At 60.1% G+C, this 24,749-nt stretch carries 25 protein-coding genes and 1 tRNA gene; 13 read left to right on the top strand and 13 right to left on the bottom strand.

The features are described 5' to 3' along the window. Nucleotides 1–83 precede the first annotated feature (83 nt). Complete coding sequence (locus tag AC58NV_RS07835; RefSeq protein ID WP_497226625.1) at nucleotides 84–332, top strand: EF-hand domain-containing protein; 249 nt, start codon at nucleotides 84–86, stop codon at nucleotides 330–332. Nucleotides 333–448: 116 nt separating this feature from the next. Here AC58NV_RS07835 and AC58NV_RS07830 read toward each other — a convergent pair whose 3' ends face one another. The 6 genes from AC58NV_RS07830 to AC58NV_RS07805 are packed head-to-tail and all read right to left on the bottom strand — an operon-like array spanning nucleotide 449 to nucleotide 5,336. After that, nucleotides 449–673 (bottom strand): NnrT protein, encoded by a 225-nt coding sequence (locus AC58NV_RS07830; protein WP_497226624.1) that lies wholly within the window; start codon nucleotides 671–673, stop codon nucleotides 449–451. Beyond that, complete coding sequence (locus AC58NV_RS07825) at nucleotides 670–843, bottom strand: hypothetical protein (protein ID WP_366661100.1); 174 nt, start codon at nucleotides 841–843, stop codon at nucleotides 670–672. Before AC58NV_RS07825 ends, AC58NV_RS07830 begins: the two co-directional genes overlap by 4 nt. A 1-nt stretch (nucleotide 844) precedes the next feature. Continuing rightward, nucleotides 845–2,725, bottom strand: coding sequence for a nitric oxide reductase activation protein NorD (locus tag AC58NV_RS07820; RefSeq protein WP_497226623.1), 1,881 nt, complete (start codon nucleotides 2,723–2,725; stop codon nucleotides 845–847). A 4-nt stretch (nucleotides 2,726–2,729) separates the two neighbouring features. After that, nucleotides 2,730–3,524 (bottom strand): CbbQ/NirQ/NorQ/GpvN family protein, encoded by a 795-nt coding sequence (locus AC58NV_RS07815; protein ID WP_421055590.1) that lies wholly within the window; start codon nucleotides 3,522–3,524, stop codon nucleotides 2,730–2,732. 3 nt (nucleotides 3,525–3,527) lie between these two features. After that, nucleotides 3,528–4,871: a cbb3-type cytochrome c oxidase subunit I gene (locus tag AC58NV_RS07810; RefSeq protein ID WP_497226622.1), complete on the bottom strand. Its 1,344-nt coding sequence runs from the start codon at nucleotides 4,869–4,871 to the stop codon at nucleotides 3,528–3,530. Between the two features lie 12 nt (nucleotides 4,872–4,883). Then, on the bottom strand, nucleotides 4,884–5,336 hold the full coding sequence (locus AC58NV_RS07805; protein WP_039150931.1) for a c-type cytochrome: 453 nt from the start codon (nucleotides 5,334–5,336) through the stop codon (nucleotides 4,884–4,886). Between the two features lie 124 nt (nucleotides 5,337–5,460). On the opposite strand from AC58NV_RS07805, the gene AC58NV_RS07800 reads away from it, so the two are divergent. Continuing rightward, nucleotides 5,461–5,667, top strand: coding sequence for a hypothetical protein (locus tag AC58NV_RS07800; protein WP_497226621.1), 207 nt, complete (start codon nucleotides 5,461–5,463; stop codon nucleotides 5,665–5,667). A gap of 196 nt (nucleotides 5,668–5,863) precedes the next feature. Here AC58NV_RS07800 and AC58NV_RS07795 read toward each other — a convergent pair whose 3' ends face one another. The 3 genes from AC58NV_RS07795 to AC58NV_RS07785 form a co-directional block, all read right to left on the bottom strand. Then, nucleotides 5,864–6,181 (bottom strand): DMT family transporter, encoded by a 318-nt coding sequence (locus tag AC58NV_RS07795; RefSeq protein WP_497226620.1) that lies wholly within the window; start codon nucleotides 6,179–6,181, stop codon nucleotides 5,864–5,866. A 71-nt stretch (nucleotides 6,182–6,252) separates the two neighbouring features. Next, nucleotides 6,253–6,858 carry a TetR/AcrR family transcriptional regulator gene (locus AC58NV_RS07790; protein WP_497226619.1) on the bottom strand — a complete coding sequence of 202 codons (606 nt, stop codon included), beginning with the start codon at nucleotides 6,856–6,858 and terminating at the stop codon, nucleotides 6,253–6,255. Between the two features lie 296 nt (nucleotides 6,859–7,154). Beyond that, complete coding sequence (locus AC58NV_RS07785; protein WP_366661108.1) at nucleotides 7,155–7,850, bottom strand: Crp/Fnr family transcriptional regulator; 696 nt, start codon at nucleotides 7,848–7,850, stop codon at nucleotides 7,155–7,157. A gap of 243 nt (nucleotides 7,851–8,093) precedes the next feature. On the opposite strand from AC58NV_RS07785, the gene AC58NV_RS07780 reads away from it, so the two are divergent. The 7 genes from AC58NV_RS07780 (at nucleotide 8,094) to AC58NV_RS07750 (ending at nucleotide 18,205) form a co-directional block, all read left to right on the top strand. Continuing rightward, nucleotides 8,094–9,326: an NnrS family protein gene (locus tag AC58NV_RS07780; protein WP_497226618.1), complete on the top strand. Its 1,233-nt coding sequence runs from the start codon at nucleotides 8,094–8,096 to the stop codon at nucleotides 9,324–9,326. 77 nt (nucleotides 9,327–9,403) lie between these two features. Next, complete coding sequence (locus tag AC58NV_RS07775; RefSeq protein ID WP_497226617.1) at nucleotides 9,404–10,405, top strand: cytochrome-c peroxidase; 1,002 nt, start codon at nucleotides 9,404–9,406, stop codon at nucleotides 10,403–10,405. Between the two features lie 25 nt (nucleotides 10,406–10,430). Continuing rightward, nucleotides 10,431–12,809, top strand: coding sequence for a hybrid sensor histidine kinase/response regulator (locus AC58NV_RS07770; RefSeq protein ID WP_497226616.1), 2,379 nt, complete (start codon nucleotides 10,431–10,433; stop codon nucleotides 12,807–12,809). Nucleotides 12,810–13,034: 225 nt separating this feature from the next. Then, nucleotides 13,035–15,122: a peroxidase family protein gene (locus tag AC58NV_RS07765; protein ID WP_497226615.1), complete on the top strand. Its 2,088-nt coding sequence runs from the start codon at nucleotides 13,035–13,037 to the stop codon at nucleotides 15,120–15,122. A gap of 246 nt (nucleotides 15,123–15,368) precedes the next feature. Further along, nucleotides 15,369–17,303, top strand: coding sequence for an acyl CoA:acetate/3-ketoacid CoA transferase (locus AC58NV_RS07760; RefSeq protein WP_497226614.1), 1,935 nt, complete (start codon nucleotides 15,369–15,371; stop codon nucleotides 17,301–17,303). A gap of 309 nt (nucleotides 17,304–17,612) precedes the next feature. Next, nucleotides 17,613–17,687, top strand: a tRNA-Gln gene (locus AC58NV_RS07755). 305 nt (nucleotides 17,688–17,992) lie between these two features. After that, a complete protein-coding gene (locus AC58NV_RS07750; RefSeq protein ID WP_497226613.1) occupies nucleotides 17,993–18,205 on the top strand; it encodes a hypothetical protein in 213 nt (70 codons plus the stop codon). Nucleotides 18,206–18,254: 49 nt separating this feature from the next. Here the strand turns inward: AC58NV_RS07750 and AC58NV_RS07745 are convergent, their stop codons facing one another. Continuing rightward, on the bottom strand, nucleotides 18,255–19,694 hold the full coding sequence (locus AC58NV_RS07745; RefSeq protein ID WP_497226612.1) for a primase-helicase family protein: 1,440 nt from the start codon (nucleotides 19,692–19,694) through the stop codon (nucleotides 18,255–18,257). A gap of 376 nt (nucleotides 19,695–20,070) precedes the next feature. Between AC58NV_RS07745 and AC58NV_RS07740 the strand changes: the two genes are divergently transcribed. Then, nucleotides 20,071–20,250 (top strand): hypothetical protein, encoded by a 180-nt coding sequence (locus AC58NV_RS07740; protein ID WP_497226611.1) that lies wholly within the window; start codon nucleotides 20,071–20,073, stop codon nucleotides 20,248–20,250. A gap of 386 nt (nucleotides 20,251–20,636) precedes the next feature. Here AC58NV_RS07740 and AC58NV_RS07735 read toward each other — a convergent pair whose 3' ends face one another. Further along, the gene (locus AC58NV_RS07735) at nucleotides 20,637–21,083 is read right to left on the bottom strand and encodes a hypothetical protein (protein WP_497226610.1); all 447 of its coding nucleotides are present in this window, start codon (nucleotides 21,081–21,083) and stop codon (nucleotides 20,637–20,639) included. 136 nt (nucleotides 21,084–21,219) lie between these two features. Here AC58NV_RS07735 and AC58NV_RS07730 point away from each other — a divergent pair, with 136 nt between their 5' ends. The 3 genes from AC58NV_RS07730 (at nucleotide 21,220) to AC58NV_RS07720 (ending at nucleotide 23,085) form a co-directional block, all read left to right on the top strand. Further along, on the top strand, nucleotides 21,220–21,438 hold the full coding sequence (locus AC58NV_RS07730) for a helix-turn-helix domain-containing protein (RefSeq protein WP_497226609.1): 219 nt from the start codon (nucleotides 21,220–21,222) through the stop codon (nucleotides 21,436–21,438). Nucleotides 21,439–21,637: 199 nt separating this feature from the next. After that, nucleotides 21,638–22,237, top strand: coding sequence for a hypothetical protein (locus AC58NV_RS07725; protein WP_497226608.1), 600 nt, complete (start codon nucleotides 21,638–21,640; stop codon nucleotides 22,235–22,237). A 272-nt stretch (nucleotides 22,238–22,509) separates the two neighbouring features. Continuing rightward, the gene (locus tag AC58NV_RS07720; RefSeq protein ID WP_497226607.1) at nucleotides 22,510–23,085 is read left to right on the top strand and encodes a hypothetical protein; all 576 of its coding nucleotides are present in this window, start codon (nucleotides 22,510–22,512) and stop codon (nucleotides 23,083–23,085) included. A gap of 157 nt (nucleotides 23,086–23,242) precedes the next feature. Here the strand turns inward: AC58NV_RS07720 and AC58NV_RS07715 are convergent, their stop codons facing one another. Both AC58NV_RS07715 and AC58NV_RS07710 read right to left on the bottom strand, forming a co-directional pair. Further along, nucleotides 23,243–23,416, bottom strand: a complete 174-nt coding sequence (locus tag AC58NV_RS07715; protein WP_497226606.1) for a hypothetical protein — start codon at nucleotides 23,414–23,416, stop codon at nucleotides 23,243–23,245. Further along, nucleotides 23,413–24,723 carry a DUF6538 domain-containing protein gene (locus AC58NV_RS07710; protein ID WP_497226605.1) on the bottom strand — a complete coding sequence of 437 codons (1,311 nt, stop codon included), beginning with the start codon at nucleotides 24,721–24,723 and terminating at the stop codon, nucleotides 23,413–23,415. The genes AC58NV_RS07715 and AC58NV_RS07710 overlap by 4 nt, the downstream gene beginning before the upstream one ends. Nucleotides 24,724–24,749 lie beyond the last annotated feature (26 nt).

Genomic DNA, 24,749 nt, shown 5'->3' with positions numbered 1-24,749 from the left:
TCTGCGTCGGCCTAGCACTGTCCCATGGCACGCGGAACACCGCGGCCTCAGGAAGATCAAAGCAATCGAATGGAGTGTCTCACATGAAAAATCTCGCACTGACCGCCGCCGCATTTGCTGCCCTGGCCGCTTCGCCGCTGGCGGCGATGGATTCCATCACTGAAGCCGATACCGACGGCAATGGCACCTATTCGCTGGAAGAATTGCAGGCGGCGTTTCCCGACCTGACAGAGGAAACCTTTGCGACCATCGACGCCAATGCTGACGGCGAGGCGGATCTGGCCGAGGTGAAGGCAGCGGAGGAAGCCGGCCTGCTGGCCGCGGCTGGCTGAACCCGCGGCAAGGCGGCTCCCCCTCAAAACCAGCCGCCTTGCCACTTGTGGTTCCCCCTGATGTTAAATGGTGCAAGGCCCTGCTCTGCAGGGCCTTTTTACCTTAGCGTCCAGGGTTAGCCGCCCTCAGCCTGCCGCTTCAGCCGCTCGATATGGCGGGCAAAGATGTAAGTTGCGGGCAAGCCCAGCAGCAATCCCCAGGCCACGGATTCATAGGGGCTCAGCACCCGCCAGCCGATCCAGCTGGCAATCAGCGAGGCAAAGAAGATGTTGACCGCCGCGGCACCCGCCCCGAACGGGTATAGCGCCGCCAGCAACCGCCAGGAAGGATGCGCTGTCATCGCCGGCTCACCAAGTATTGGACAAACCCCAGGCTGATGATCAGGGCGATGGAGCCAACCAGGAACCAGAACTCCGCGGTTTCGGTCTGCGGCTGCGGGATGGGCCGCTCGAAGGTGGCGGCAAGGGCGCTGGAAGGAGCCAGCAGGGCCAGAGAAAGAATGCGTTTCATCTCAGTGCTCCATGGTCAGGGATTGATAGATTTCAGGCAGCGCGCGCGGCAGCCGGTCCGGGTCGGGCAAGAGCGTGAACCCCGCGCGCCCGAAGATGCGGGCAAACCAGTCCTGCCCGTCGGCGTCGATCACCACGCCATGCACCGACTGGCCCAGCGCACGCGCCTCGCGCACCGCCATGCGGCTGTCCTCGATGCCATGCACGCCTTCGTAGTGGTCCAGGTCGTTGGGCTTGCCATCGGTCAGCACCAAGAGCAGGCGGCGTTCGGCGCCTTCCTCGGCAAGCTGGGCGGAGGCATGGCGGATCGCGGCGCCGAGTCTTGTATAGTGGCCGGGCTTGAAACCGCCGATACGGGCGATGACCGCTTCTGACATCGGATCCTCGAACCCTTTGGCGCGGGTCAGGAACACCCGGTCGCGGCGCAGGGAGGAGAAGCCCCAGATGCCCAGCCTGTCACCCGCCGTGGCGATGCCGCCAGCCAAGGCCGCGAGTGACTCGCGGGCGGTCTCAATGACCGGGCGGTCGCCGACGGTGGCCTCGGTGGAGCGGGAGCAGTCCATCAGCACCGCCACACTCAGGTCGCGGGCCATCGGGCGGCTGGCCTGCCAGACCCGGTCGCTGCCCTGCTGACCGCAGGCCAGATCAACGTGGGATTTCACCACCGCTTCCAGGTCCAGCTCCTCGCCGTCCAGCTGCCGCGGCAGCATCACCCGGCGCGGGTGCAGCGGCGCAAACTGGCGGCGCACGCGGGACACCAGCCGCGGATCTGGCTGGAAGCTGTCGGCAGGCTTGCCTTCGGCCTCCAGCACGCAGGTGTGCGCGGGCATATGCTTGCCCAGCCGGTGGTTCCATTCCGGATAGGTGAATTGCCCCGCCAGCCGCTCGTGCTCAGCATCCTGCGGCGACAGGTCCAGCGAGATCCGCAGCCGCGAGGCCGCGCGCTTCATATGCTGCGAGAGGGTGAGGTTGTCCTGATCCTCCGCCGCTTTCTGGGCGTTCTCGTTGTCGTCGTCATCCACCATGCGGTTGATGTTCAGGCTTTCGGCCCAGGACAGGATCGATTCAAACCGGTGGACTATGAAGCTGTCCTTGCGGGTGGTCTGGTCCTGATCCTGCCGCTTGGCCGTCTTGCGGGTGGAGACGGCGAGGCCTGGGGTTTTCATTTCCTCTTCCGCTGCGGGGGCCGCCCCCCTGCCTGCTTGCGGCACAGGCAGGCGCAGCCAGAACGGCACCGGCTGATAGGTCCGGTAGCCACGCGGCGCGGTGCAAGCGCAGGGTTCGGCAATGCGGCAATCAGAGCCGATTTGATCCAGAACCATCCGCTCGATCCGTGCCTCGAATCGCGGCAGGCCGTTGCGTTTGCGGGTCTCGGCAACATGAGCACAGAACGCGCCATAGGCAGAACGCAACCCCGGGCAGGCGGCAAACACCTTGTCCGCGGCGCGGGCATTGGCGGCGATTTCCAGCTGGTCGGCCTGATAGCGGTCTTCGTCGCGTTCCGGCAGCTCAATCGCGGCGGCCATTGCAGCCAGCCACAGATAGGCCTTGCGGTTCAACTCGCGGCTGGGAAAGGCAGCCATTTCCGGCGGCAGGCGCAGGCGCTCGCCATCGAAGCTGGCCATATGCGCCATCTCGCGCGGGGTACCGATGCGGCGCAACCGGTCCGGGCGGTGGTCCGACAGCACCGCGGGCGCCACTTGGATTTCCACGCCCCCGGCCCCGCCCAGCGCCCGGAACAGCGCTGCCACGCTGGCGCGCATGTCCTCGAACCGGACGGTGTGTTCGGCCCCATCTTCTGCGGCGCCGATCCGTGTGGCCATGCCGTGCCACAGGTTGCCAACCGTTTCTTCGGGTTCCAGAAGGTCGAGAGCGTGGATCATGGCATCACCCGTAGACGCTGGCGGCAAGGTCGCGCAGCGCCTGCTGCACGTCGGCCTCGTCGCTGAGGGGTTCGATAATGGCGGCCTCCACCGCGCGCTCCACGCCCATGCCTTTGGCAATCAGCGTGGCGGCGTAGATCAGGAGACGGGTGGAAACACCTTCCTCCAGGTCCATGCCGGAGAGCTTGCGGATATGACCCGCCAGGCGCACCAGCGCGGCGGAACGGTCCTCATCCAGGCCGCTCTCGGAAGCGACGACCGCGGTCTCGGCGGAGGCTTCCGGAAAGTCGAAACCGATCGACAGGAAGCGCTGCCGGGTCGAGGGCTTCAGTTTCTTCAGGATGTTCTGGTAGCCTGGGTTATAGCTCGCGACCAGCATGAAGGGCTTGGGCGCTGCCAGTTCCTCGCCGGTGCGATCGATGACCAGGCGGCGGCGGTCGTCGGTCAGCGGGTGCAGCACCACGGCCACATCCTTGCGGGCCTCAACCACCTCATCAAGGTAGCAGATGCCGCCCTCGCGCACCGCACGGGTCAGCGGACCATCGACCCAGACGGTTTCCCCGCCCTTCAGCAGGTAGCGCCCGATCAGGTCGGCGGCAGACAGGTCGTCATGGCAGGCAACGGTGTGGAGGGGCAGCCCGAGCCGGGCTGCCATATGTTCCACAAACCGCGTCTTACCGCAGCCGGTGGGCCCCTTCAGAAGAAGGGGCAGACCGTTGGCTTGGGCCATCTCGAAGACAGTGCATTCATCGCCTGCGGGACGGTAGAAGGGCACGGAAGGCGTATTCATCGCGTTCATGGCTTACTCTCCCGGTACGGCCGCTGGGCCGGGTTTGATGACTTCACGGCGGACCACCACAGTTGCGTAGATGAACAGCAGCGCACCCAGGACAACCACTGCACCGGAACCGAGGCGCATCAGGTAGAACAGCCCCAGCTGGTCCTGCACGTCCATGAAGTACTCACCAACGATGCGCTGCATGTGGGTCTGGATGGTGCCGGCAAAGGTCAGCACGAAGGTCATGAAGGCCATGCCGCCTGTCATCAGCCAGAAGGACGCCATGTTCAGCACCTGGTTATAGGGGTCGCGGTTCCTGAGCTGCGGCATCGCATAGGTGAACATCGCCAGGTTCATCGCCACATAGGCGCCGTAGAAGGCCAGGTGGCCGTGGGCGGCGGTGATCTGGGTGCCGTGGGTATAGTAGTTCACCCCGTGCAGCGTGTGCAGGAACCCCCAGACGCCGGCCCCGAAGAAGGCCACGGTGGAGGCGCCCAGCGACCACAGCAGGGCGGCCTTGTTCGGGTGGTTCTTGCGGCCCTTCCAGACCATGACGAAGGCAAAGCTCATCATTGCAAAGAACGGGATCACTTCCAGGGTCGAGAAGATCGAGCCGATCCACTGCCAGTAGCCGGGGGTGCCGATCCAGAAGAAGTGGTGGCCGGTGCCGAGGATGCCGGAGAACAGTGCCAGGGCAACGATGACATAGAGCCATTTCTCTACCACCTCGCGGTCAACACCGGTCAGTTTCAGCATCAGGTAGCCAAGGATAGCGGCCATCACCAGTTCCCAGGTGGCTTCCACCCACAGGTGAACAACGAACCACCAGTACATCTTGTCGAGCGACAGGTTGTCGGGGTTGATGAAGGCGAAGATCCACAGAAGCGACAGCAGCCACAGGCCCATCAGCAGGATGTTGGTGATCGCGGTTTTGCGGCCTGCCAGCACAGTGAGCGAGATGTTCACGAGGAATATCACCGCCGCGACCAGGATGCCGAATTTGACCCAAAGGGGCTGTTCCAGGAACTCCCGCCCGCCGTGGATGCCGGCCAGGTAGGAGACCACCGCGCCCAGGGTGCCGACGACCAGAATGGCCAGCTGGATGTAGGCGAGCTTGACCGAGAAGATTTCCCGCTCGGATTCCTCGGGGATCAGGTAGTAGGCGGCGCCGAAGAAGCCCAGCAGCAGCCAGACCACCAGCGCATTGGTGTGCAGCATCCGCACGATGTTGAACGGCAAGAGCTCGCTCAGCGTGTTGGGCCAGACATAGATCCAGCCCGCGAGCAGACCGCCCAGCACCTGGATGGCAAACAGGGCCATTGCCACCATGAAATAGGCGTAGGCCACTTTTTGTGATTGGTATTTCATTGTTTTTCTCCCTCAGCCCGCGTCGTTCGGCGGCCAGTTCTGGGTATCGGTCTGATCGGCCCAGCGCAGGAATTCGGACAAGGCCTTGGTCTCTTCCTCGGTCAGGTCGAAGAACGGCATCTGGCGGCGGCCCTCGACGCCGGAGGGCTGCGATTTCATCCAGCCGTCAAGCATTTCATAGGCGCCTTCCGGGTCGTCCAGCACGCCCCAGCGGGTCATGACGTTGCCCACTTCGGGGGCGAAATAGGCGCCCTCGCCGTGCAGCGTGTGGCAGTTGATGCAGGAGTGGCGCTCCCACACATGCTTGCCCTGGCGCACCTCGTCGGTCAGCTCCATGCCAGCGGTGGATGTGTTCACGATGAAGCGGTGGCTGTGCGCGGTCATGGCCACGAACACGACGACGAAGAACAAGGAGCCCCCGTAGAACACGTTCCTGGCCCGCGACTTGGTAAGTATCTCTGACATATCGCGGTCCTGAGTACAGTTGCGGATGGGAACTGCCTAAACCCGCGCACCGCCGCGGATATTGTCGAAGCGCAAAGACCGGACCCATTGCTGCACGCAAGATGCAGGAAAAGGAGGACACGCCATGCGCCGCCCCGATTTCGACAACCCTGATCTGCCCCTGTCTGAGCTTTTCCACCACTGGCCCGACTGCGCGGGCGAATTCATGCGCCGCCAGATGCTCTGCCCCGGCTGCCCGATCGCGCCGTTCCATACGCTGATCGACGCCTGCGAGGAATACGGGCTGGAGGAGATGGCGTTCCGGGAGGAGTTGCGGGGGGTGATGGGGTGAAGTGTTCATCGGCCGGCACCATCTCCAGCAATGCCCAAGCGGAGATCCACAGGCCACTTTTGCAGGCGAAGTACTTATGCGATCTGGGCGGACCAGCACTTTACCAGAGGTCCGGCCCTTCCCATCAATCCAGTTAGGCTTGCCTGCAGACCGCGCTGGCTTCAACTCAAGAAGTTCTACAAGGCGCTTTGCATTCTTACGCGGCTGAGATCCGCAGGCCAGCCACCCCAATAATGATGGCCACCGCTGAGAGCGCCTTTATCAATGTCAAGCTTTCCCCCAGAAAAAGATATCCAAGCACGATCGCACCCAGCGTTCCTACAGCTGTCCAAATCGGGTAGGCAATGCTGACCGGCAGCGTTTTCATAGACAGGGTCAGAAAGGCAATGCCTCCGATAACGGCAATCACGGTTAAAACGCTCGCCAATGGTTTGGTGAAACCATCGGAGTATTTCATACTCATCGCAAACGTGACCTCGAAGATGGCGGCAAGCGCCAGATATACCCAGGCCATTACATTTCCTCCATTGTTTGTGCATGTTCAGTCATAAATTTCACGCAGGCTGCTGCCATTGCGTTCACTCCTCAGACTCTAAGAGGTTGCAGAAATGCGTTGAACAGTTGCGGGGCCATTTCCCGGGCTGCATCGATATGGCAAAGCGCCATAGCGCCATCGCCAAGTGTCAGCATCTGACCGGCAAGCTTCCGGTTCGAAAGAGGCGATGCGAGTTCACCGTTCACTCGCGCAGTGGCAAAGCCGCTTTCGAGAGCGAGAAGAATCTTTTGGTTCGTCTTGTTGATGCTAGAAAGCACCTGGGCGTCGGATTTCAGCGAGCGGTCTGCCGAACTAGAAACAAGCAGACAACCGCGGCAATTGTGCCGGGAGATATCTCTGACCCACATATCAAACACGCCTGACAGCCCGTGAAGCCCGGACGGGAATGCGGTCAGAATTTGCCGGATTTCTCCCAGCTTTGTTTCACCATAACGTTCTAGGACAGCAAGAAAAATCCCGCGCTTGTCCTGGAATGCGTAGCGCAGGCTCTGGCGGTGCAGACCTGCCGCCTCTTCCAGCCTGGGAAAGCTGGTGCTCTGGTAACCGTGCTCAAAAAATACTGGAATGAGCCTGTCGATTACTTCCGTCTTCTCGAAGCTGCGCGGTCTGCCGATATTAGAGGGTTCTTGTGTCATGCTCTGGATTTATGACCACACGTGCACAAATTCAATGCCCTGGTAAAAAAATAGCCACCACTATTCATGGTCTCGTTTTAGTAAGGCCCTTTGCAGCGTCCTGTCATGCAAGGGCCACAGAAACCTGCCACATAGAAACAGAAAGAGATTTGAAACTGCCTCTCTTGGCTGTCAGCACAGGGTGATTAGCCCTTGCTCACTTGCATCAGGACCGTTTCCATCCGGTGGGAAAAATTGACTGCCCCTGCATGCGCAGGTCACAATTGCCGTTGCCGCAATTCGCCGAAGCAGCTCAACTACCCCTGCGCCCCGCTCAGGACCACCAGCCGGTGCGGGGCCGTGACCACGATATGCTTGCGGGTGGAATGCACGATGCCGTCCTTCTCCCAGGCCGACAACAAACGGCTGACGGTGTGCAGCGTGGTGCCGGTCATCTCGGAGATATTGCGGCGGGTTACCGGGAAGGCGATCTCGATCCCCTCCTCCACCTTGCGGCCTGACTGGGTCACCATCCGCAGAAGCGCTGCCGCCACCCGCTGCTCCACCGCTTGCGTCGCCAGTTCGGTGATCCGGGTCTGCATCTCCCCCAGCCGCTGGCCCAGGGTGTTGTAGCTCTCGGTGGCAAAGCCCTGGTACTTGGCGGTGAACTCCCCCCACAGCCGCACCGGCCAGGACAGCGCCAGCGATTCCGAGGCGGCCACCGCAGTCGCCGGATAGGTATCGCGGTTCAGCGCCGGCGCGATGCCGAACAGCTGGCCGGGCGAAATATGCAGCGCAATGATCTGCTCGCCGCCCTCGGTGGTCTTCACCACCCGGATGTAGCCGTCCAGCAGCAGGTGAAACCGCTCGGCATCATGGCCTTCGTGAAAGATTTCCGCCCCTTCGTCATAACGCTTGGGCAGCGCCTGATCGAGGATTTCGCGGATCTGGCTGCGCTCCAGGAGGCTGAAGGGCGGCAGCCCGGTCAGGAGGCTTTCGTCGAGCTTGGACAAGAATGCACCGCAAGTTTGCTGAAGGACAAAGAGGTCACCCCGCCGTTATCGCATAGTGGCGGCAGAGGAAACAACCGTGCGGGAAAAAACGGGAATCCGGAATTTGGGGGAGCCTCCCTCCTCCCTGCCCGCCGGCGCTGATCCACGGGGTCCGGCAAAAGATTGCGTCCCTTGCGCCGGACCGGCGGGCGGCACCTGACCAGTGCCGCCCGTCTTTCTTTGACCGGGCGCTTGGAGGCCGTCATGGCTGCGCGAACTGAATACACTGGACCTGTCTTGTTTTCCTTCGGCTTCCGGCCGTTCTTTCTGGGGGCCTGCCTTTTTGCCCTGCTGTCAATACCCGCCTGGCTGCTGATCTGGCGCGGCGATCTGGAGTACAGCGGGCCGTTCCTGGCCACGGACTGGCACATTCATGAGATGATCTTCGGCTATGGCGCCGCGGTGGTGGCAGGCTTCCTGTTCACCGCGGTGCCGAACTGGACCGGGCGGATGCCTGCGCGCGGCTGGCCGCTGGCAGTGCTTTCGGGCCTGTGGCTCCTGGGGCGGCTGGCAGCAGCGGGCTGGCTGGGGCTGCCTGCGCTGGGGGTGATGGTTGTCGACTGCGCCTTTCTGGCCGCCGTCATTGCCATGATCGCACGCGAGATCATCGCAGGTGAAAACTGGCGCAACCTCAAGGTCCTGGTGCCGGTCACTCTGCTGGGCATGGCCAATGCCTGTTTCTACATCGAAGCGATAACTGAAGGCGCAGCGGACCTGTCCCGCCGTCTGGGCATTGCGGTGCTGATCTTCCTGATCATGCTGATCGGGGGCCGGATCATCCCTAGCTTCACCCGCAACTGGCTGGCCAAGCACGGGGCCTCGAAAATGCCGGTAGCGTTCGGAAAATTCGATGCGGTGACGCTGGTCTTCGGTGCAGTTGCGCTGGTGGCCTGGACCGCGGCGCCCTGGGCCTCTGCCAGCGGCGCGCTGCTGCTGGCCGCAGGTCTGCTGCATGCAGTGCGGCTGGCACGCTGGCGCAGCCACGCCACCCTTCCGGATCCGCTTCTGCTGATGCTGCACCTGGCCTATGCGCTGGTGCCCGCCGGGCTGATCGCCGCAAGCAGCGTGCCCTTCGGCCTGCTGGAGCCGGCTGTTGCGGCGCATTTCCTGGGCATCGGCGCCGTTGGCGGCATGACGCTTGCGGTGATGATGCGCGCAACCATGGGCCACAGCGGACGGCCGCTGACTGCCGGCCCCGTCCTGACAATTGCCTTCATGCTGCTGCTCGGCGCTGCCGCGGCGCGCGTCGCAGGCAGCACGGAATTGGCTGCGGGCCTGGATGGTATCACCGTCTCGGCTGGCCTGTGGACCGCAGGATTTGCGCTAATGGTTTTGAAGGCCGGCCCCTGGCTGGTCACCCGGCGGATCGGCCCCAAGAAGGTCTCCGGGAAACCGGCCCAGGCACCGGCACAGCCGACGGCAGCAGGACGGGCATAGCTCACGTTTTTTTAACGGCCTTCTCAGATGCTGGCATTCCGGTTAACAAAGGTCGGGAACGGAAGAGGAGGTCCTGAATGCGGTGGAAAGCTGCTGCCGCTGCCGTAGTGCCGCTGCTGTTGTGGACTGTCCAGAGCCTGGCCCAGACGGCCGGGCTCGACGCGTTCCAGCGGCCTGAAACGGTGCCGTTTCCCGCCGAAGCCCCCTACAACCGCGAGATCGCCACGCTCGGAAAGATGCTGTTCTTCGATCCGCGCCTCTCTGGCGGCCAGAACATCAGCTGCTCCAGCTGCCACAACCCCTCCTTCGGCTGGGAAGTCCCGGTGCCCAAGGCCATAGGTGCCGCCGGCACGCCGATCCAACGTCACGCGCCGACACTCCTGAATGCCGCTTGGTTCACCCCGCTGTTCTGGGATGGCCGTGCCGGCAGCCTGGAGGAACAGGCGATCGGCCCGATCACGGCACCGGAGGAAATGAATGCCACTTTCGACGGCATCACCGAGCGGCTGTCCGCGGTGCATGATTACAGGATCTGGTTCGACCGCCTGTTCCCCGGGCGCGGCATCCGCAAGGAGACCGTGCTGACAGCACTGGCCACTTACCAGCGGACCATCGTTAGCGGTGTTGCCGGCTTTGACCGCTGGGTGGACGGCGATGAGACCGCCGTTTCCGATGCTGCCAAACGCGGTTTTGCACTGTTCACCGGACGGGCAAACTGCGTGTCCTGCCACACCGGCTGGATGTTCACCGACAACAAGATGCATGACATCGGGCTGCAGTCCAGCGACCAGGGCGGCAGCGGCCTGGTGCCGCGTGAAGCGGATCAGAACGTCCGCTTCAAAACCCCGGGCCTGCGCAATATCGCGCTGCGGGCGCCCTACATGCACGATGGCTCGCTCAGCTCTCTGGAGGAGGTAATCCGCCACTATGCCGCCGGCGGCGCTGCTGCAGCGGACCGCTCCACGGATATCGATGGCTTTGCCGTCACTAGCGATGAAACCGCTGACCTCATCGCCTTCCTGGAAACGCTGACGGACACAGAGACCAATGTTCAGACCCCAATCTTGCCGGCCAACTGATGCGACGGGCTGAGGGGAACCACGCATGAACATCAAACGGTCCATTGTTCTGCCGGTTCTGCTGATTGCAATGGCGGCGACATGCGCAGCTTTGCTGGTTGGCGGCATGGCAATTTATGCTTCCGCCCGCAAGGACGCAGTGCTGGAGGCTTCGCTGGAAGTCACCCGGCGCACCAGCAGCGTTACCGCCGGTATCACCGCCGCGGAGGTTTACGCTCAGGACGTGCTGGCAATGACGCGGCTGATCCCGCAGGAGGAAGTGGCCCGTCAGTTCCAAGCCTATTTGAACACCATCAACAGGGAGCTTGCTGCGCTGATGGACCTGCCACTGTCCGCTCCTCTGCGGGCCGAAGTTCGGGCACTGGACGGGGCACTGGCCGAATGGTGCGTCAAGGCAGTTGTGCTTCTGGGCATCAAACAGGAACAGGAGATTCCCACGCTCAGCGCGCTGACCATGAGCAGCGAGGCCGTTACCCTGCAGGCAGAAACAGTGAGCGCGATGGCCGCAGAGCACGCGGAACGGGCCATGGCGGCGGCAAACGGGGCTCTCACCCGCATTCTGGTGCTGGGCCTGACCGGAACCACCCTCTTGATGGCCGCCGCACTGATGTTCGCCATGCGCAAGGCGCGCGGTTTTTCCTCCGCAATGCAGCTGGCCGCCCGGAATCTGCGGCGGCTCGCCACCCGGGAGCAACCTGCAGCGCCGGAAGGCGACGACGAGATTGCGGCAGTGTTCAGCGCGCTCGACACATTGGAAGCCAGCCTGGAAGAAAAGAAGCGGATCGCCGACAGACTGTTGCAGGAAAAGGCCCGGGCAGAGGCCGCCACTGAAACCAAGTCGCGGTTTCTGGCCACCATGAGCCATGAAATCCGCACCCCCATCAACGGGGTGCTCGGGATGGCGGAGGTGCTCAGCGAAACGAGCCTGACGCCCGAACAGCAGTCCTGCACCAGCACCATACTGGCCTCCTCCGAGGCCTTGCTGCGCATCGTCAACGACATCCTCGACTTTTCGAAGCTGGAAGCCGGTAAGGCGCAGATGCTGGAGCAGCCCTTCAACCTGCGCGACGTGATCTATGATGTTGCGGCCCTGATGTCACCCAGCGCCACCGCCAAAGGCGTGGAGATCTGCATAGACATTCCCGAAGGCACGCCGGCTATTTTCACCGGCGACAGCGGCCGCGTGCGGCAGATCCTGATGAACCTCGTCGGCAACGCCGTCAAGTTCACGCTTCAGGGCCACATCAGCCTTACCCTGAATTATGACGCCAGCCACAAAATTCCGCTCTGCATTGCTGTGCGGGACACTGGCGTTGGCATCCCCGAAGACAGCATCGGCCAGATATTCCACGCCTTCGAGCAGGTCGAGAGCACAACAGCCCGCCGCTTCGAAGGCACCGGTCTGGGGCTGGCTATCTCCTCCCGGCTGGCCCAGGCCATGGGCGGGCGGATCGATGTGGTCTCCGAGCCGGGCAAGGGGTCCTGCTTCACAGTCTGCCTTACGCTGCCAGTGGCGTCCCCGGTCCCGCTCCCTTCGCGACCGCTAGCCGACACGCAAGTGGCGGTCATTGCCGATCTGCCATTCTCCCGTGAAGTGCGGCTGCGCCAGCTGGAGTACTGGGGGGCCGCCACATTCGCTCCGGCCGGGCTGCCTGAGCTGGTGGCCCGGCTGGAAACCACGGCCGCCCAAGACCGCCGCCCCGACCTTGTGCTGGTGGAAACCAGCCTGCCGCTGGAGCAGGCCAGGACCCTGTGCCAGGACCTGCATGCACTGCCGGGCTGCCGGGAACTGCCCATTGTCTACTGCACCGGTGGCCAACTGCTCGCCGACTACCAGGCACTCAGAAGTTGCAAGACCGTGCATGTTCTGATGAAACCGGCCCGCGGCAGGCTGCTCCTCCAAACGCTGCAGAAGGCGCTCAACACCGGACCGGTTCCCGCCGCCGCCGCCCGTTCGACTGAGCCCGGCAAAACGGTGGACCGGTTCAGCGGCCTGCGGGTTCTAGCGGCCGAGGACAACCGCACCAACCAGCTGGTTCTGAAGAAGATGCTTGCCCCGACCGGCATTCAGCTTACCATTTGCAGTAACGGCCAGGAGGCAGTTGACACCTTTGCTGCTCAGGACTTCGACCTGGTGCTGATGGACATGTCGATGCCGGTCATGGACGGGCTGGAGGCAACCCGGCGCCTGCGGGACTGGGAGCGGAAAAATGGCCGTAGCTCCTGCCCGATTCTGGCGCTCACCGCCAATGTCCTGAGCGCCGATGAAGCCGCCTGCCGCAGGGCCGGAATGGTTGGCTTCCTGTCCAAGCCAGTGCGCAAGAAAGAACTGCTGGACCGGATCGCCGAATGGACGCAAAGCCCGGTGGCAGAGGACGCAGGCTCACAGATCAAACAGGCCTGAACCGCGCAGCGCCACCTTATAACCAGCTGTAATTTTTAATTAAAAAAATCACCTCACGAAAACTCACAATCAGTCACAAAAATATGATAAACTGAAAAGTGATCCTGTGCTCCGGCAGTTTTTGTTCGCGTGGAGCCAGCAGGTGATTGGCCGCCGCTGCGCGCTGGGGAGTGTGCATGGCGCGGCGGCGTTTTTAGTAAAAGTAACGAGTGATTGGGGGATCACATGTCCAATTTAGAGATTGGGGCCGCGCGCCCCGCCGATGGCACTTCCGCAAATCCTGACCATCCAGACTGGGGCGCAACAAACACAGCGCTGATACATATGGCACCCAGCAGCCTGGGCCCGAATGGGGAGATGGCTGGCGATGACCGGCCCAACCCACGCGAAATTTCGAACATCCTGTCGCAACAGCACGGCAGCACGCACGCTACCGGTGGCGTCTCTGACTTCCTGTGGATCTGGGGCCAGTTCCTGGACCACGACCTGTCGCTCTCCGGTGCGGAAAGCGAAATAACCGCGCACATCGAGGTGCCGGCAGGGGACCCGTTCTTCGATCCCTTCGGCACCGGCGAGGCGATAATTCCCTTCACCCGAGTCGAACACCACCACGACGGGTACCACAACGAGATCACGGCCTATATCGACGCCTCAATGATCTATGGCTCGACCGAAGAAATGGTCAGCGCAATGCGCGATGCCGGCGGCAAGCTTAAAATGACAGAGGACGATTATCTGCATCGAGACGGCGACGGCTTCCTGACCGGCGATGTCCGTGCCGCCGAAAACGTCGCTTTGACTTCAATGCATACCCTTTTCACGCGCGAGCACAACCGGCTGGTCGAAGAGTTGGCGGCAAAAGACCCGATGCTCACGGATGATGAGCTTTTCGAAGCCGCCCGCGGCCGGGTCGAGGCTCTGGTGCAAGCCATCACCTTCAAGGAATTCCTGCCGATCCTGATCGGCGAAGATGCCTTCGACGCCTACCAGGGCTATGACAAGGGGGTGAATCCCGGGATCGCTATCGAGTTTTCCACCGCGGTTTACCGGCTGGGGCACACACTGCTGTCCGCCAACCTGCAGCGAGTCACGGAAAGCGGAAAGCAGCTGGACCCGCTGGCCCTGCGCGATGCGTTTTTCCAGCCGCATCTGGTCAGCCAGAAAAACATGATCGAAAACGTGCTGCGCGGCGCGGCCACTCAGACCTCGGAAGCCATTGACACCAAGGTTGTTGAGGATGTGCGCTCCTTCCTGTTCGGACCGCCGGGCGCCGGCGGGCTTGACCTGGCAGCTCTGAACATCCAGCGCGGCAGGGATATGGGCGTCGCCAGCTATAATGACCTGCGCGAGGCGCTTGGCCTGTCACGGGCCGAAAAATTCTCTGACATCACGTCCGACGCTGCGCTGGCCGCCAAGCTGAAGGAGGCCTATGGGGATACCGACCTGGTGGACGCCTGGATTGGCGGCCTGGCCGAAAATCCCTATGGCAAGGGCTTGCTGGGTGAAACCTTCACAATTGTCATGATCGATCAGTTCACCCGGCTGCGTGATGGCGACCCATACTGGAGCGAAGGGCGCAAAGGCATCCCAGAGGATGAACTCGCAGAGCTGTGGGATACCAGCCTCTCTGACATCATCGTGCGCAACACCAGTGTTCAACTTTTACAAAAGGACGTCTTTGCCGCGATGGACCGCATTATTGGGACCAAGGGTGATGACGACCTGTTTGGCACTAGCGGAAGCGACTTCATGCACGGACGCATCGGTGCAGACTTCCAAAAGGGACGCGCGGGAGATGATGATCTGCAAGGCGGAGGCGGCAACGACACCCTGATAGGCAACAAAGGCGACGACTGCCTGCATGGTGGCGGCGGTCTGGACCTTCTTCGCGGTGGTTCCGGTGACGATTTCATATTTGGCGGCTCCCACAAGGATACGCTTAGTGGCGGCAGCGGATTAGATGAACTGGAAGGCGGCAACGGTAACGACCTGTTGCGCGGAAACAAGGGAAATGACACCTTGGACGGCGGTCGCCACAACGACTTGCTGATCGGCGGTGAAGGCGATGACCTGCTCACTGGCGGAGCGGGTGCCGACGTCTTTCTGTTCCGGACGACACACACCGGCGAGGACACCATCACGGATTTCGAGCTAGGCAAGGACTTCATCAAGGCCGAAGGCACGACCCGACATTCGCTGCAGATAACGGACCTGGGAGACGACCTCGAAATTTCCGACGGCAGCAACTGGTCCGTGGTCCTGGAAGACGTCAGCCTGTATGACTGGCAGAACTCCGGCTTCAACCTGTTCTAACCCAGCAAGTCTAGTGGTCCCCAGTGAGCGAGTGGCCAGTTTTGGCTGCTCGCCCTATCAGCCACATGCTGACGCCAATCGGAAACTTCCCGACCGGCGCAGCCGGCGGATGTCGTAACTCCCCGAAACGCTGACGCAATCGAAGGACAGCCCCAGGCCGCCCCGCGCCTAACATTCCCGACCATACTGCCGTAAGGATGCTGATCCCTATCCGGCGGCAACCGGCATCGGGGAGGAGGCGCTGCCATGAAAGACAAGACGACCACGACCGAACAAGCGATGGCGCTGATCCGCGACGGCGACGTCGTAACCACCACCGGATTCGTGCAAAGCTGCATCCCTGAGATGCTGCACGCAGCGCTGGAAAAACGGTTCCTGGCCGAAGGCGCCCCCCGCGATCTAACGCTGATCATGTGCGCAGGCGCCGGCGACAGCAAAGGCTTGGGCACCGGGCGGCTGCATCACGACGGCCTCCTGCGGCGGGTGATTGCCGGCAACTTCGGCCGCATGCCCAAGGTCGCACAGGCCGCGCAGGAGAACAAAATCTGCGGCTACAACCTGCCCCAGGGGGTGATCTCCCAGCTCTACCGCGCCTGCGCCGCCGGCCAGCCCGGCCTGTTCTCCAAGGTCGGCCTGCACACCTATGTCGACCCGCGCCACGGCGGCGGCAAGGTCAACAAGGTGACCGAGGAGGACATCGTCCGCTATCACGAAGTCGATGGCGAGGAATGGCTGTTCTACAAAGCCACCAAGATTGACGTCGCTTTCATCCGCGGCACCAGCGCCGACCGCTCCGGCAACATCAGCATGGAACGCGAGGCTCTGACGCTGGACTGCCTGGCCCAGGCGATGGCGGCCCACAACAACGGCGGTATCGTCATCGCCCAAGTGGAGCGCATCGTCGAGGACGGCTCAATCAAACCCAAGGACGTGAAAATCCCCGGCCTGCTGGTGGACTGTGTCTGCATTGCCGACGACCCGGAGATGCACCGGATGAACTATGGCGTGCAGCACAATCCGGCTCTGTCAGGCGAGATCCGGGTGCCGGTCGAAGGCATCGCCAAGATGCCTCTGGACCAGCGCAAGATCATCGCCCGCCGCGCCGCCTTCGAACTGCCGCCCAACGGCGCCGTGAACCTGGGCGTCGGCGCGCCCGACGGTGTCGCGGCGGTGGCCAACGAGGAAAAGGCCACCCCTTATATCACCCTCACCACCGAGGCCGGCGCCGTCGGCGGGGTGCTGGCGGGCGGCTCCAGCTTCGGCTCCTCCGCCAATGCCGACGCCATCATCGACCAGAACCAGATGTTCGATTTCTACGATGGCGGCGGGCTGGATCTCACCTGCCTCGGCATGGCCGAATGCGACGCAGAGGGGAGCGTCAACGCTTCTCGCTTCGGCGGCCGCCTCAACGGCTGCGGCGGCTTCATCAATATCTCGCAGAACTCCCGCGCCGTGGTCTTTGCCGGAACCTTCACCGCAGGCGGGCTCAAGGTCGCGGTAGAAAACGGCGAGTTGCGCATCGTCCAGGAAGGCCGCAACAAGAAGTTCGTCCGCCTGATCGAACAGATCACCTTCTCCGGGCCTTACGCCTCCCAGCGCTCGCAGCCGGTGCTGTATGTGACAGAACGCTGCGTGCTGCAGTTGACCCCCAAGGGGCTGGAACTGATCGAGATCGCCCCCGGGATCGACCTGCAGCGCGACATCCTCGACCAGATGGAGTTCAAGCCGATCATCGAAAACGTCGCCCTGATGGATGCGCGCATCTTCCGGGATGAGCCGATGGGGCTGATGAACGACCTGTTGAACCTCAACCTCTCCGAACGCGTGACCTATGACGCCGCCCGCCACACCATGTTCCTCAATCTCGAAGGCTGGAGCGTCCGCAAGAAGCAGGACGTCGAGGATTTGGACCGGGTGCTGCAGGACGCCTTCGCCAGAAGCGGCCGCGATGTGAACATGGTGATGAACCAGAACGGCTTCCGCATCGCCGAGGACCTGCAGGACGATTACGCCGCCTCGGTCGGCCAGACGCTGGAGAAACACTCCGCCTCGATCGCCAATTACACCACCAGCGCTTTCATGCGTCTGAAGATGCAGGGCGAGCTTGCGAGCCGCGGCGTGCAGCCGCATATCTTCGAGAGCGGCGAGGAGGCGCACCAGCAAGCAATCTGGGGCTCCTGAGCGGGAATTCCTGCTCAGCCCCAGCCGGGCCCGCCCCAGCCACGGCCCGGTCTTCGCGCCAGCCGGCCATGGCTCCGGCAGACCTGCTTTTCAGGGCCGCCCTTGCCGGTGCGGCCCTGCGCTGCCGGGCGCAAAAAGTCAACCCAACATACTGAAAATAAAACGTTTTCTCTCTAAAAATTCGCCCCGGCGAGCACCGTCTTGCACGCCAATCTAGGCTTTTCCCCGAAGGCCGGAAAAAGAACTGCACTTTTTTTCAAAAACCCTCTTGCACCCCCCCGAAACAAACTTTAGACAGCGCCTCACCGATGGGGTGTAGCCAAGTGGTAAGGCAGCGGTTTTTGGTACCGTGTACCGTAGGTTCGAATCCTACCACCCCAGCCATCGGCCTCTCACTGAACAAACCAAGGCACCCGAGGGACCCGTTAGCCCCGAAAAGGCCCCAAGTTTATGCCCCAGTTGGTTTGAGCACCCCCGAAGCACCCGCTATCACGTTATACGGGTGGCGCGGGTTGCCCCTCCCGAGATGCGGGAGAGGCGGGTTAGCTGTTTCCCGGTCGGGATTTGGGCATGGCCTCAGACTATAGCAGCCTCCAGTCCACTCCGTTCGCCCGCCGCTCCAGTTCATCTCTGAAGTTATCTCCTCGGTCTCCTATGTCTAAATGCCGAGGGTTCAGGCAGCGCCGGTTATGACATCGGTGTCGGATCACTTGGTCGCGGGTGGCGGCAAGCTGGTTGAGTATGCAGTAAACAAACCTGTACGCACGATCTTGCTGGCCTCGAAAGCGAACCTTCCGGGGGCCGGCAGTTGGCGTGACCATGCAGCCATTTTCATCTTGTTCAGTCTCATTCAACAGTTCCTCCACTTTCTGGCAGGCTTCTTCATAGTGATTGGCAAATAAGCTGGCGTACCATTCCTGATTACGGTCCATTGCCACGAACAGGTCAGAATTACTCAATGATCTCAATCTCCTCTTCGGTTTTACTTACAGGCTCATTGTATCCGTTAGGGCCAAGAACCCGCCCACCGGACACCTGATAGTCCCTGTGAACCCAGATCGCCCGGCTATGATCGACACCGCCCCATTTGGCCGTTTCAGAACGCCAGCCCAACTCAGGCATCATGTGACGAATGCGGTTTTGGTTGGTCTTCAGCTTCTCAACGAACAGCTTGGCAATGACTTCCAGCGGAACAGCAAACACACCCAAACCAGCAAGAAGCTCCTCCAGGCGAACAAGCAGAACCTCACGGGATGCCCCCATGATCTGCTGCATCACCGGGGTTTCGATCAGGGAGAGGTTCAGCGAACGAGGATTGAAGTCATTCGATAGCTGATGCTCCATCAGTCCGCGATACAGCCCCGCGATGTTCTCATCACGTTCCATCCAGGCATTGAACTCGGCGATGAAGCTGCCGAATTCCTCAGCATCCGGGCCCGAAGCATGACCAGAGTGATCCACGTCGATAACATAGTACCTGCGCTCGTCAGCCTCGATCCAGAGGGGCAAGTGGTTAGAAGTAAAAAGGAAACAGCAAGATTGCTGAATCTTCTCGACATCTCTGCCTTTTGCCTCCGAAGTCGTCTCTTTCTCAGAAATGAACGTCTTCAACGTGTTCCCGTGAGGCGAGTCGGGCTTCAGCTGTAACTCCTCCGAAACTACCAGTTTGCTATCCAGGATCGGCTTGTTGAACCGGCTGGTCAGCTTAGTGATGCTGTTCTGCGTGATGGAGTTAGCTTCGCCAAAGAGCCTTGAAGCCAGTTGGCAAAAAGTGCTCTTTCCCGTGCCCTTCTTCCGAGAGTACAGGAACAGTGCCCATGCAGGCTTATCTGCTTCATTCTGGAGGCACCAAGCCAGCCAGTCTTTGCATACGCGACGGTCAACTTCGTGAGGGAAGATCCGGGCAAGAAACTCATCGAACATGGATGTGTCAGGAGCGGCTTCACTGAAGCTGCGGTAGGCTGGCATGGTCCAAGTGTTGATGGCCACCGTATCGCCCTCAGGAATAATCGCTCCGTCAACAGCCGGTGAGCAACGCGTCGAGCCATCCCAGATGGGAATGCACTGCTCTGGATCGTCATGCGCTTCCGCAATTGCCCGCTGAAACACGCCCCTCTCAAGTTCAACGGTTAGGTCGATCTCGGGAAACCGTGTCCTAAAGCGGCGGACACAGATCGCTCTGACGTTCGCTTGTGTTAGGGGGGCGGAGAGCTTTTCCACTAGGAAATACTGGCTCTTGCTCTGGACGAACCACTTCGCAACCTTCTTGCAGAGAAATGTGGTGTGGTCCTCGGCATCTGAAGTTTCTGGCTTCGATGCCTCTGTTGAAACCTTGACCCGCTCCCTGTGATGGCGACTGGTTCGAAGTTGTGGTTTAAGCGGCTTGTTCATCGGTGTAACCATATGATTGTTTGATGTTTTCTCGTAGTTTGAGGATTTTTGATTGAAGCGTGTTTGTTCGATGGGGTCTCCTTTCAGAACAAAAAAGACCGCCCTTGCGGACGGCCTACGGATTGGATTTATTTGACAGTTGGCGGAAGGTGTCAGGGGAAGACGGAAAAACAGCTTTTAGAACAATTTGTTGCTCCGTAGCCAAAGAATACCCGGGTTCTAGCTTCCCTCCAGGCCTCCCATTTATGCTGAGTTTTGTCTGCTGCGGTAACGCAGGCTGAACTGAATACGGCAAGGCACACCGCTGACGGCGGCAGACGCATTCTCCGCATTACCAACAGCTAAGCGCGAAGGTAATGAGCTCAGTGGGTTGGAAATGTCACCTCTTGTTTTGAAAGTCAACCAGCTTGCCGCCACCCGCGACCAAGTGATCCGACACCGATGTCATAACCGGCGCTGCCTGAACCCTCGGCATTTAGACATAGGAGACCGAGGAGATAACTTCAGAGATGAACTGGAGCGGCGGGCGAACGGAGTGGACTGGAGGCTGCTATAGTCTGAGGCCATGCCCAAATCCCGACCGGGAAACAGCTAACCCGCCTCTCCCGCATCTCGGGAGGGGCAACCCGCGCCACCCGTATAACGTGATAGCGGGTGCTTCGGGGGTGCTCAAACCAACTGGGGCATAAACTTGGGGCCTTTTCGGGGCTAACGGGTCCCTCGGGTGCCTTGGTTTGTTCAGTGAGAGGCCGATGGCTGGGGTGGTAGGAAGCCTTGCGTCCCGATCCGCTTCATCGCCTTAGCCGAGCCGCTAGCAAATCTGGGGCAGTTCCTGGGGCGAAACGTAGTGAATCCTGGGGCGGTTTGGCAGCTAACGACCCGCCAGCAGACCTCTGGAGGCCCGCTAGCAGTTGATTTCGACCGCGGACGTGGCTCGGGTGGTTAGTTCAGATGAATGTCTTCAATAATTATGTATGACACGAGGCACCTCTTAGAGACGTGCAACATCATCGAAGCGGCTTCATCTTGAGCTATGGCGCTATTGTTCGTTACAGAAGCAAGCATTCCCTCAGAGGCGTCGCTTCTTAAGTTATTGAAAACGGTGTAAGAGTTGTCATTTCCGAACTTCTCTATGAAACGAGCCAAGTTGCTTTCGTGACCATGCTTCGCGTCATCTATCTTTTGTTGTGGAACCGACACTTGATAGCTTGTCGGATCCCTGAGCCGTAACGCCTCCAAGGCGTCAAAAGACGCTAGACAAAAAATAGTTTGCGTCAAAGGTTCCTTTGGAAACTCGGAGTCAGCCCAGACTTGCTGACTTGTCGCACCGAGAAAGCCAACAATAAGGCATCCGCTAAAGAGGTTTTGCCCCAAAAAGTTATTATGCATCCATCCCTCCAAGGACCTGCTGCCAAGCAAACGATGCCTCTTTTGCCAAAGAGATGCCCAGCGTAATTTTGAAGCGGCCAACAAATGAGACTCATAGTCTGTAGATTATAAGTCTACAAGACTGCTCTTTCCGAGCATGGCGATACGCAGGCTAGTCGGACGAAATCTGAAGCGTTTCAGGGAAGAAGCAGGGTTCTCGCAAGAGGCTCTGGCCTTTGAGTGCGGCCTGCACAGGACCTATGTCAGCGGAGTTGAGCGAGGCGTCAGGAACCCGACTATCGTGGTGTTGGAGAAACTTGCGGAACCTCTTGGTGTCCCGGCTTGGCGGTTGTTAGTGCCTGAGAATGAGCAGTAGTCACGTCAGACTAATTCCTTCTGCAACGAAACTTTTCTCTTTGCTGGATAGAGCGCCAGCAACCGACTTGTTATTGAATGCATGGAGTGATTGCGTTCGTTGCCGAGTTGTGCACCATAGGCTCTGACCCGAAGGTTGGCCCGAAAGGCTGATCTTCTTCGAGGGGGAACCCTCAAGCCAAAACGAAATGGAGGCAAAAATGGCGACTCACCGCTACTCTGACTACTTTCATACGATTCACGATGAGACTTCACCCGTTGGTCACTTAGGACGCGGGACGCACTATTCAGTACTTCGCTATGCATCGTGGCACGACGTCGAACGCCGTCAGCTGGATCGGCCTGTTACTCACGACTTTGCAGTGATCTGGGATGAAGACCACGACACCAGAGTAATTTCTGTCATCGAACGGATCTTCCAAGCTGGTTTACTTGCTCCGATCCAATTCATCGGTGAGAGGAAGGCGCATCTATCGATCGTTGTTGCAGCTCGTTTCCGCTTCGCCTGCGGAGATGATCAGGTTTGGGAGCGCTACACAAAACAGCTTGAAGAAATCGCTGCAGATGTCGACGGGGATTATTGGAACATCGAAGTCGGCTACTACGACCGAGCAGGTCCTCACCATCAAACACACTTGCCCGCGATAATAAATTGCCCTGACAGCGCTATAGATATCTATCTGAGAAACATTGATAATCTTTGGAACTTGGGCACTTGGTCCTTTGAGCGCAGCTATCGTATGCGGCCAGAGTTGCCGCCTCCAGCAGACCTATGCCCTCCCTTGCCTCCGCGAGCTTGAGGGGTCATAGAGCACCACCTTCGAAGAGCGATGTCGCTCACTAGAAGCCAGCAGTCTCCCCTAATAATCGAAGTCACCTACGGCCAGCACCAAGCCAGCCGGAGCTCTATTTTCTATTTTTCGGGTCAGCACATATTCAACCAGCCAACGCCAGTAAAGACGCCAGAGTTGCACTCAGCAGGGCACGTCTAAGACTCTATTGCCACCTACAATGATATGCACCTATTAGTTGCCGAACTTCCATACTCGAAGACAGCAGAGGGGCTTAGGATTTGAGAGAGACGAAGCGCGTCCATAAACTTTCGCATGAGATGTTCCGGATCAGCACGAAAGTTATAGGAATATATGGAGAAATTCTACAAGAAGTCTTGCGTGTACTGTTTCGGAACTTTGGCGTACCGCTGCCCGCCGAGTTGGAGCGCGCACCTATTGATAAGCGGCTTGACCGGTTGGATGAAGCCCGCGACGCGCTGTCCGATACTCTATCCGCAGTTGATGAGCTCCGTAACGAAATCGAAGTAGGCAGGCAAGAACACCAGCATATGCTTGTTGAATTGTCTCGCACCTTGGAGTCAAAGGAAAGTGCAGACAATAAGCTAGCTGCCCTGCGCAAACTTATTGAGAACGACCAGGAAATACTTAGAGAGGTAACGGCGCCGCAGAACGTGGCGAGACAACATACAATAGGTTTCTTCCTTGGCATAGTTGCTTCGCTAGTCGCTGCTGGGGTGCTTCACGTTGCCCCCACTGTATGGACAGCGAAAACTGACCTAGAAACTGTCGAAAAAGTAGAAGGTGAAAATGTTTCCGAACTAAGTTCTCAAACTGCTGAGGCAGAACAGAACTAGGACTTCATCAAATCGGCCATCCTCTAGCTTGCGTACCATTAGTCTGGCTCTCCATTTCCTCGTGGAAACCCAGTTGCTGCCTATCGCCTTGGGTAGGTTTCCAGCCGAAAAAAAGTGAATGAAAGCCCCGGCCAGCGCGAAGCCAGCCGGGGTGTCTTTATGGTATCTTGCAGGTCAGCACGTATTCCGCCAGCCAGCGCCAGTAGTCTTCAGCGTCAGCGAAACCCTGCGACTGTGCCGCCAGATCTTCAGCCGCCCTACGAGAAAGACCGCCGTCGTATTCAGCGATAGCGGCCCTCTCCTCGAACCCCTCAATGTTGGGTGATCTCATCCCGGCACCGGCAACCGTATCTGGTCAACTATGGACCGCTTCTGCTTGTCACTGATCCCTGCGGAATAGATGCCGTAGGTGATCCCGTTCTCTGACCGTGCTGACTTATGGCCCACCAGAGACGCCGTGAAATGCTCCGGAACGCCTGTTCGCTCGCACTGGGTGATGAACCACTTGCGTGTCGAGTGAAACACCAGACCTGGACGCTCAAGCTTCAACTGCCGACGAAGAACAGCGAACCCTTTTGTGATCCGGTTAACGGTTAGATCAGGAAACAGCGGCCCGTGGCCCGGCAACTCCCGAAACAGATCATCCAGCACCGGGTGAGCCGGAACCTGTCTCTCCGCAGCATCCGTTTTCAGCAAGCGCAACTCATTGGGACGAACGTGGATGAACGTCCCGAGATTGCCCTTGGCTACGAGGTCTTCCCGAAGCAGTCCCGCCGCTTCCCCCGCCCGCATCCCGGTCAGCAAGCACGTTACCAAAGCAGGATGCAGATCAGGGTCCTGAACCCGCAGCAGTTGGGCCACCTCCTGATCCGTCAGAACCGCATAGGGCCGAGGCTTGATCTTCTGGTCGAACAGAACCGACTTGAAGGGATTGGCTTCCAGATGGCCGTCGTAGACGCACCAGTCGAGGAAATGGTTCACCTGCGACCAGATACGCTTCTGGGTTCGCACCGTGATCTTGACGGCACAGTTCTCTGAGAACGAGAGCAGCGCGTTGAGCCCCAAACCACGGGTTTTCTCCGACTTGCCGATCAACGGTGAGAGCCGGGCAATCGCCCCGAGGAACTCCCGCCCCTCCGTCCGGGACAAACTGCAAAGGGACCGGTCACCGTATTGGCTGGCGAACAGCCCAACTGAGTACCTGACCGACTTGAACCCGCCGGGCCGAAGCTCATTGCTCCTCCTGTTAGTATATACTCTGCTCGCATCACGGATCAGGGTTTTCTCGCGGGATACCAATCGGTTGAACTCAGGGCGCTCCAGAACGGTACCTGAGTGCTCCAGAGTGGCCCGCAGGCGGTCAAGAGCGGCCTCCGGTTCCGCTGCCCATCCCGGGGCGTTTACGCGGCTCTCCGGGGCAGAGAGAGCGTCTTCGGCCTTTGACCGTATCCTTGCCACCAGCGTCTCGTAGCGGGCGTTTATCTCCGCTGCCCGGACGCGGGCTGTCGAAGTGTCCCGGGTCTTCAACGATTGCTTCAAGGCTTGCTTACCGAGCACAACGGCAACATCCTTAGGGTAGTTGCGCCGATAAAGCCACGTATGGCCTTTCAAGTACGCATACTTGATCTGAGCAGACATAGCGTCTCCTCCTTCTAGCTAGATTG

The organism is Leisingera sp. ANG49, assembly GCF_059694505.1.
This window is presented reverse-complemented; position numbering and strand designations above follow the sequence as displayed.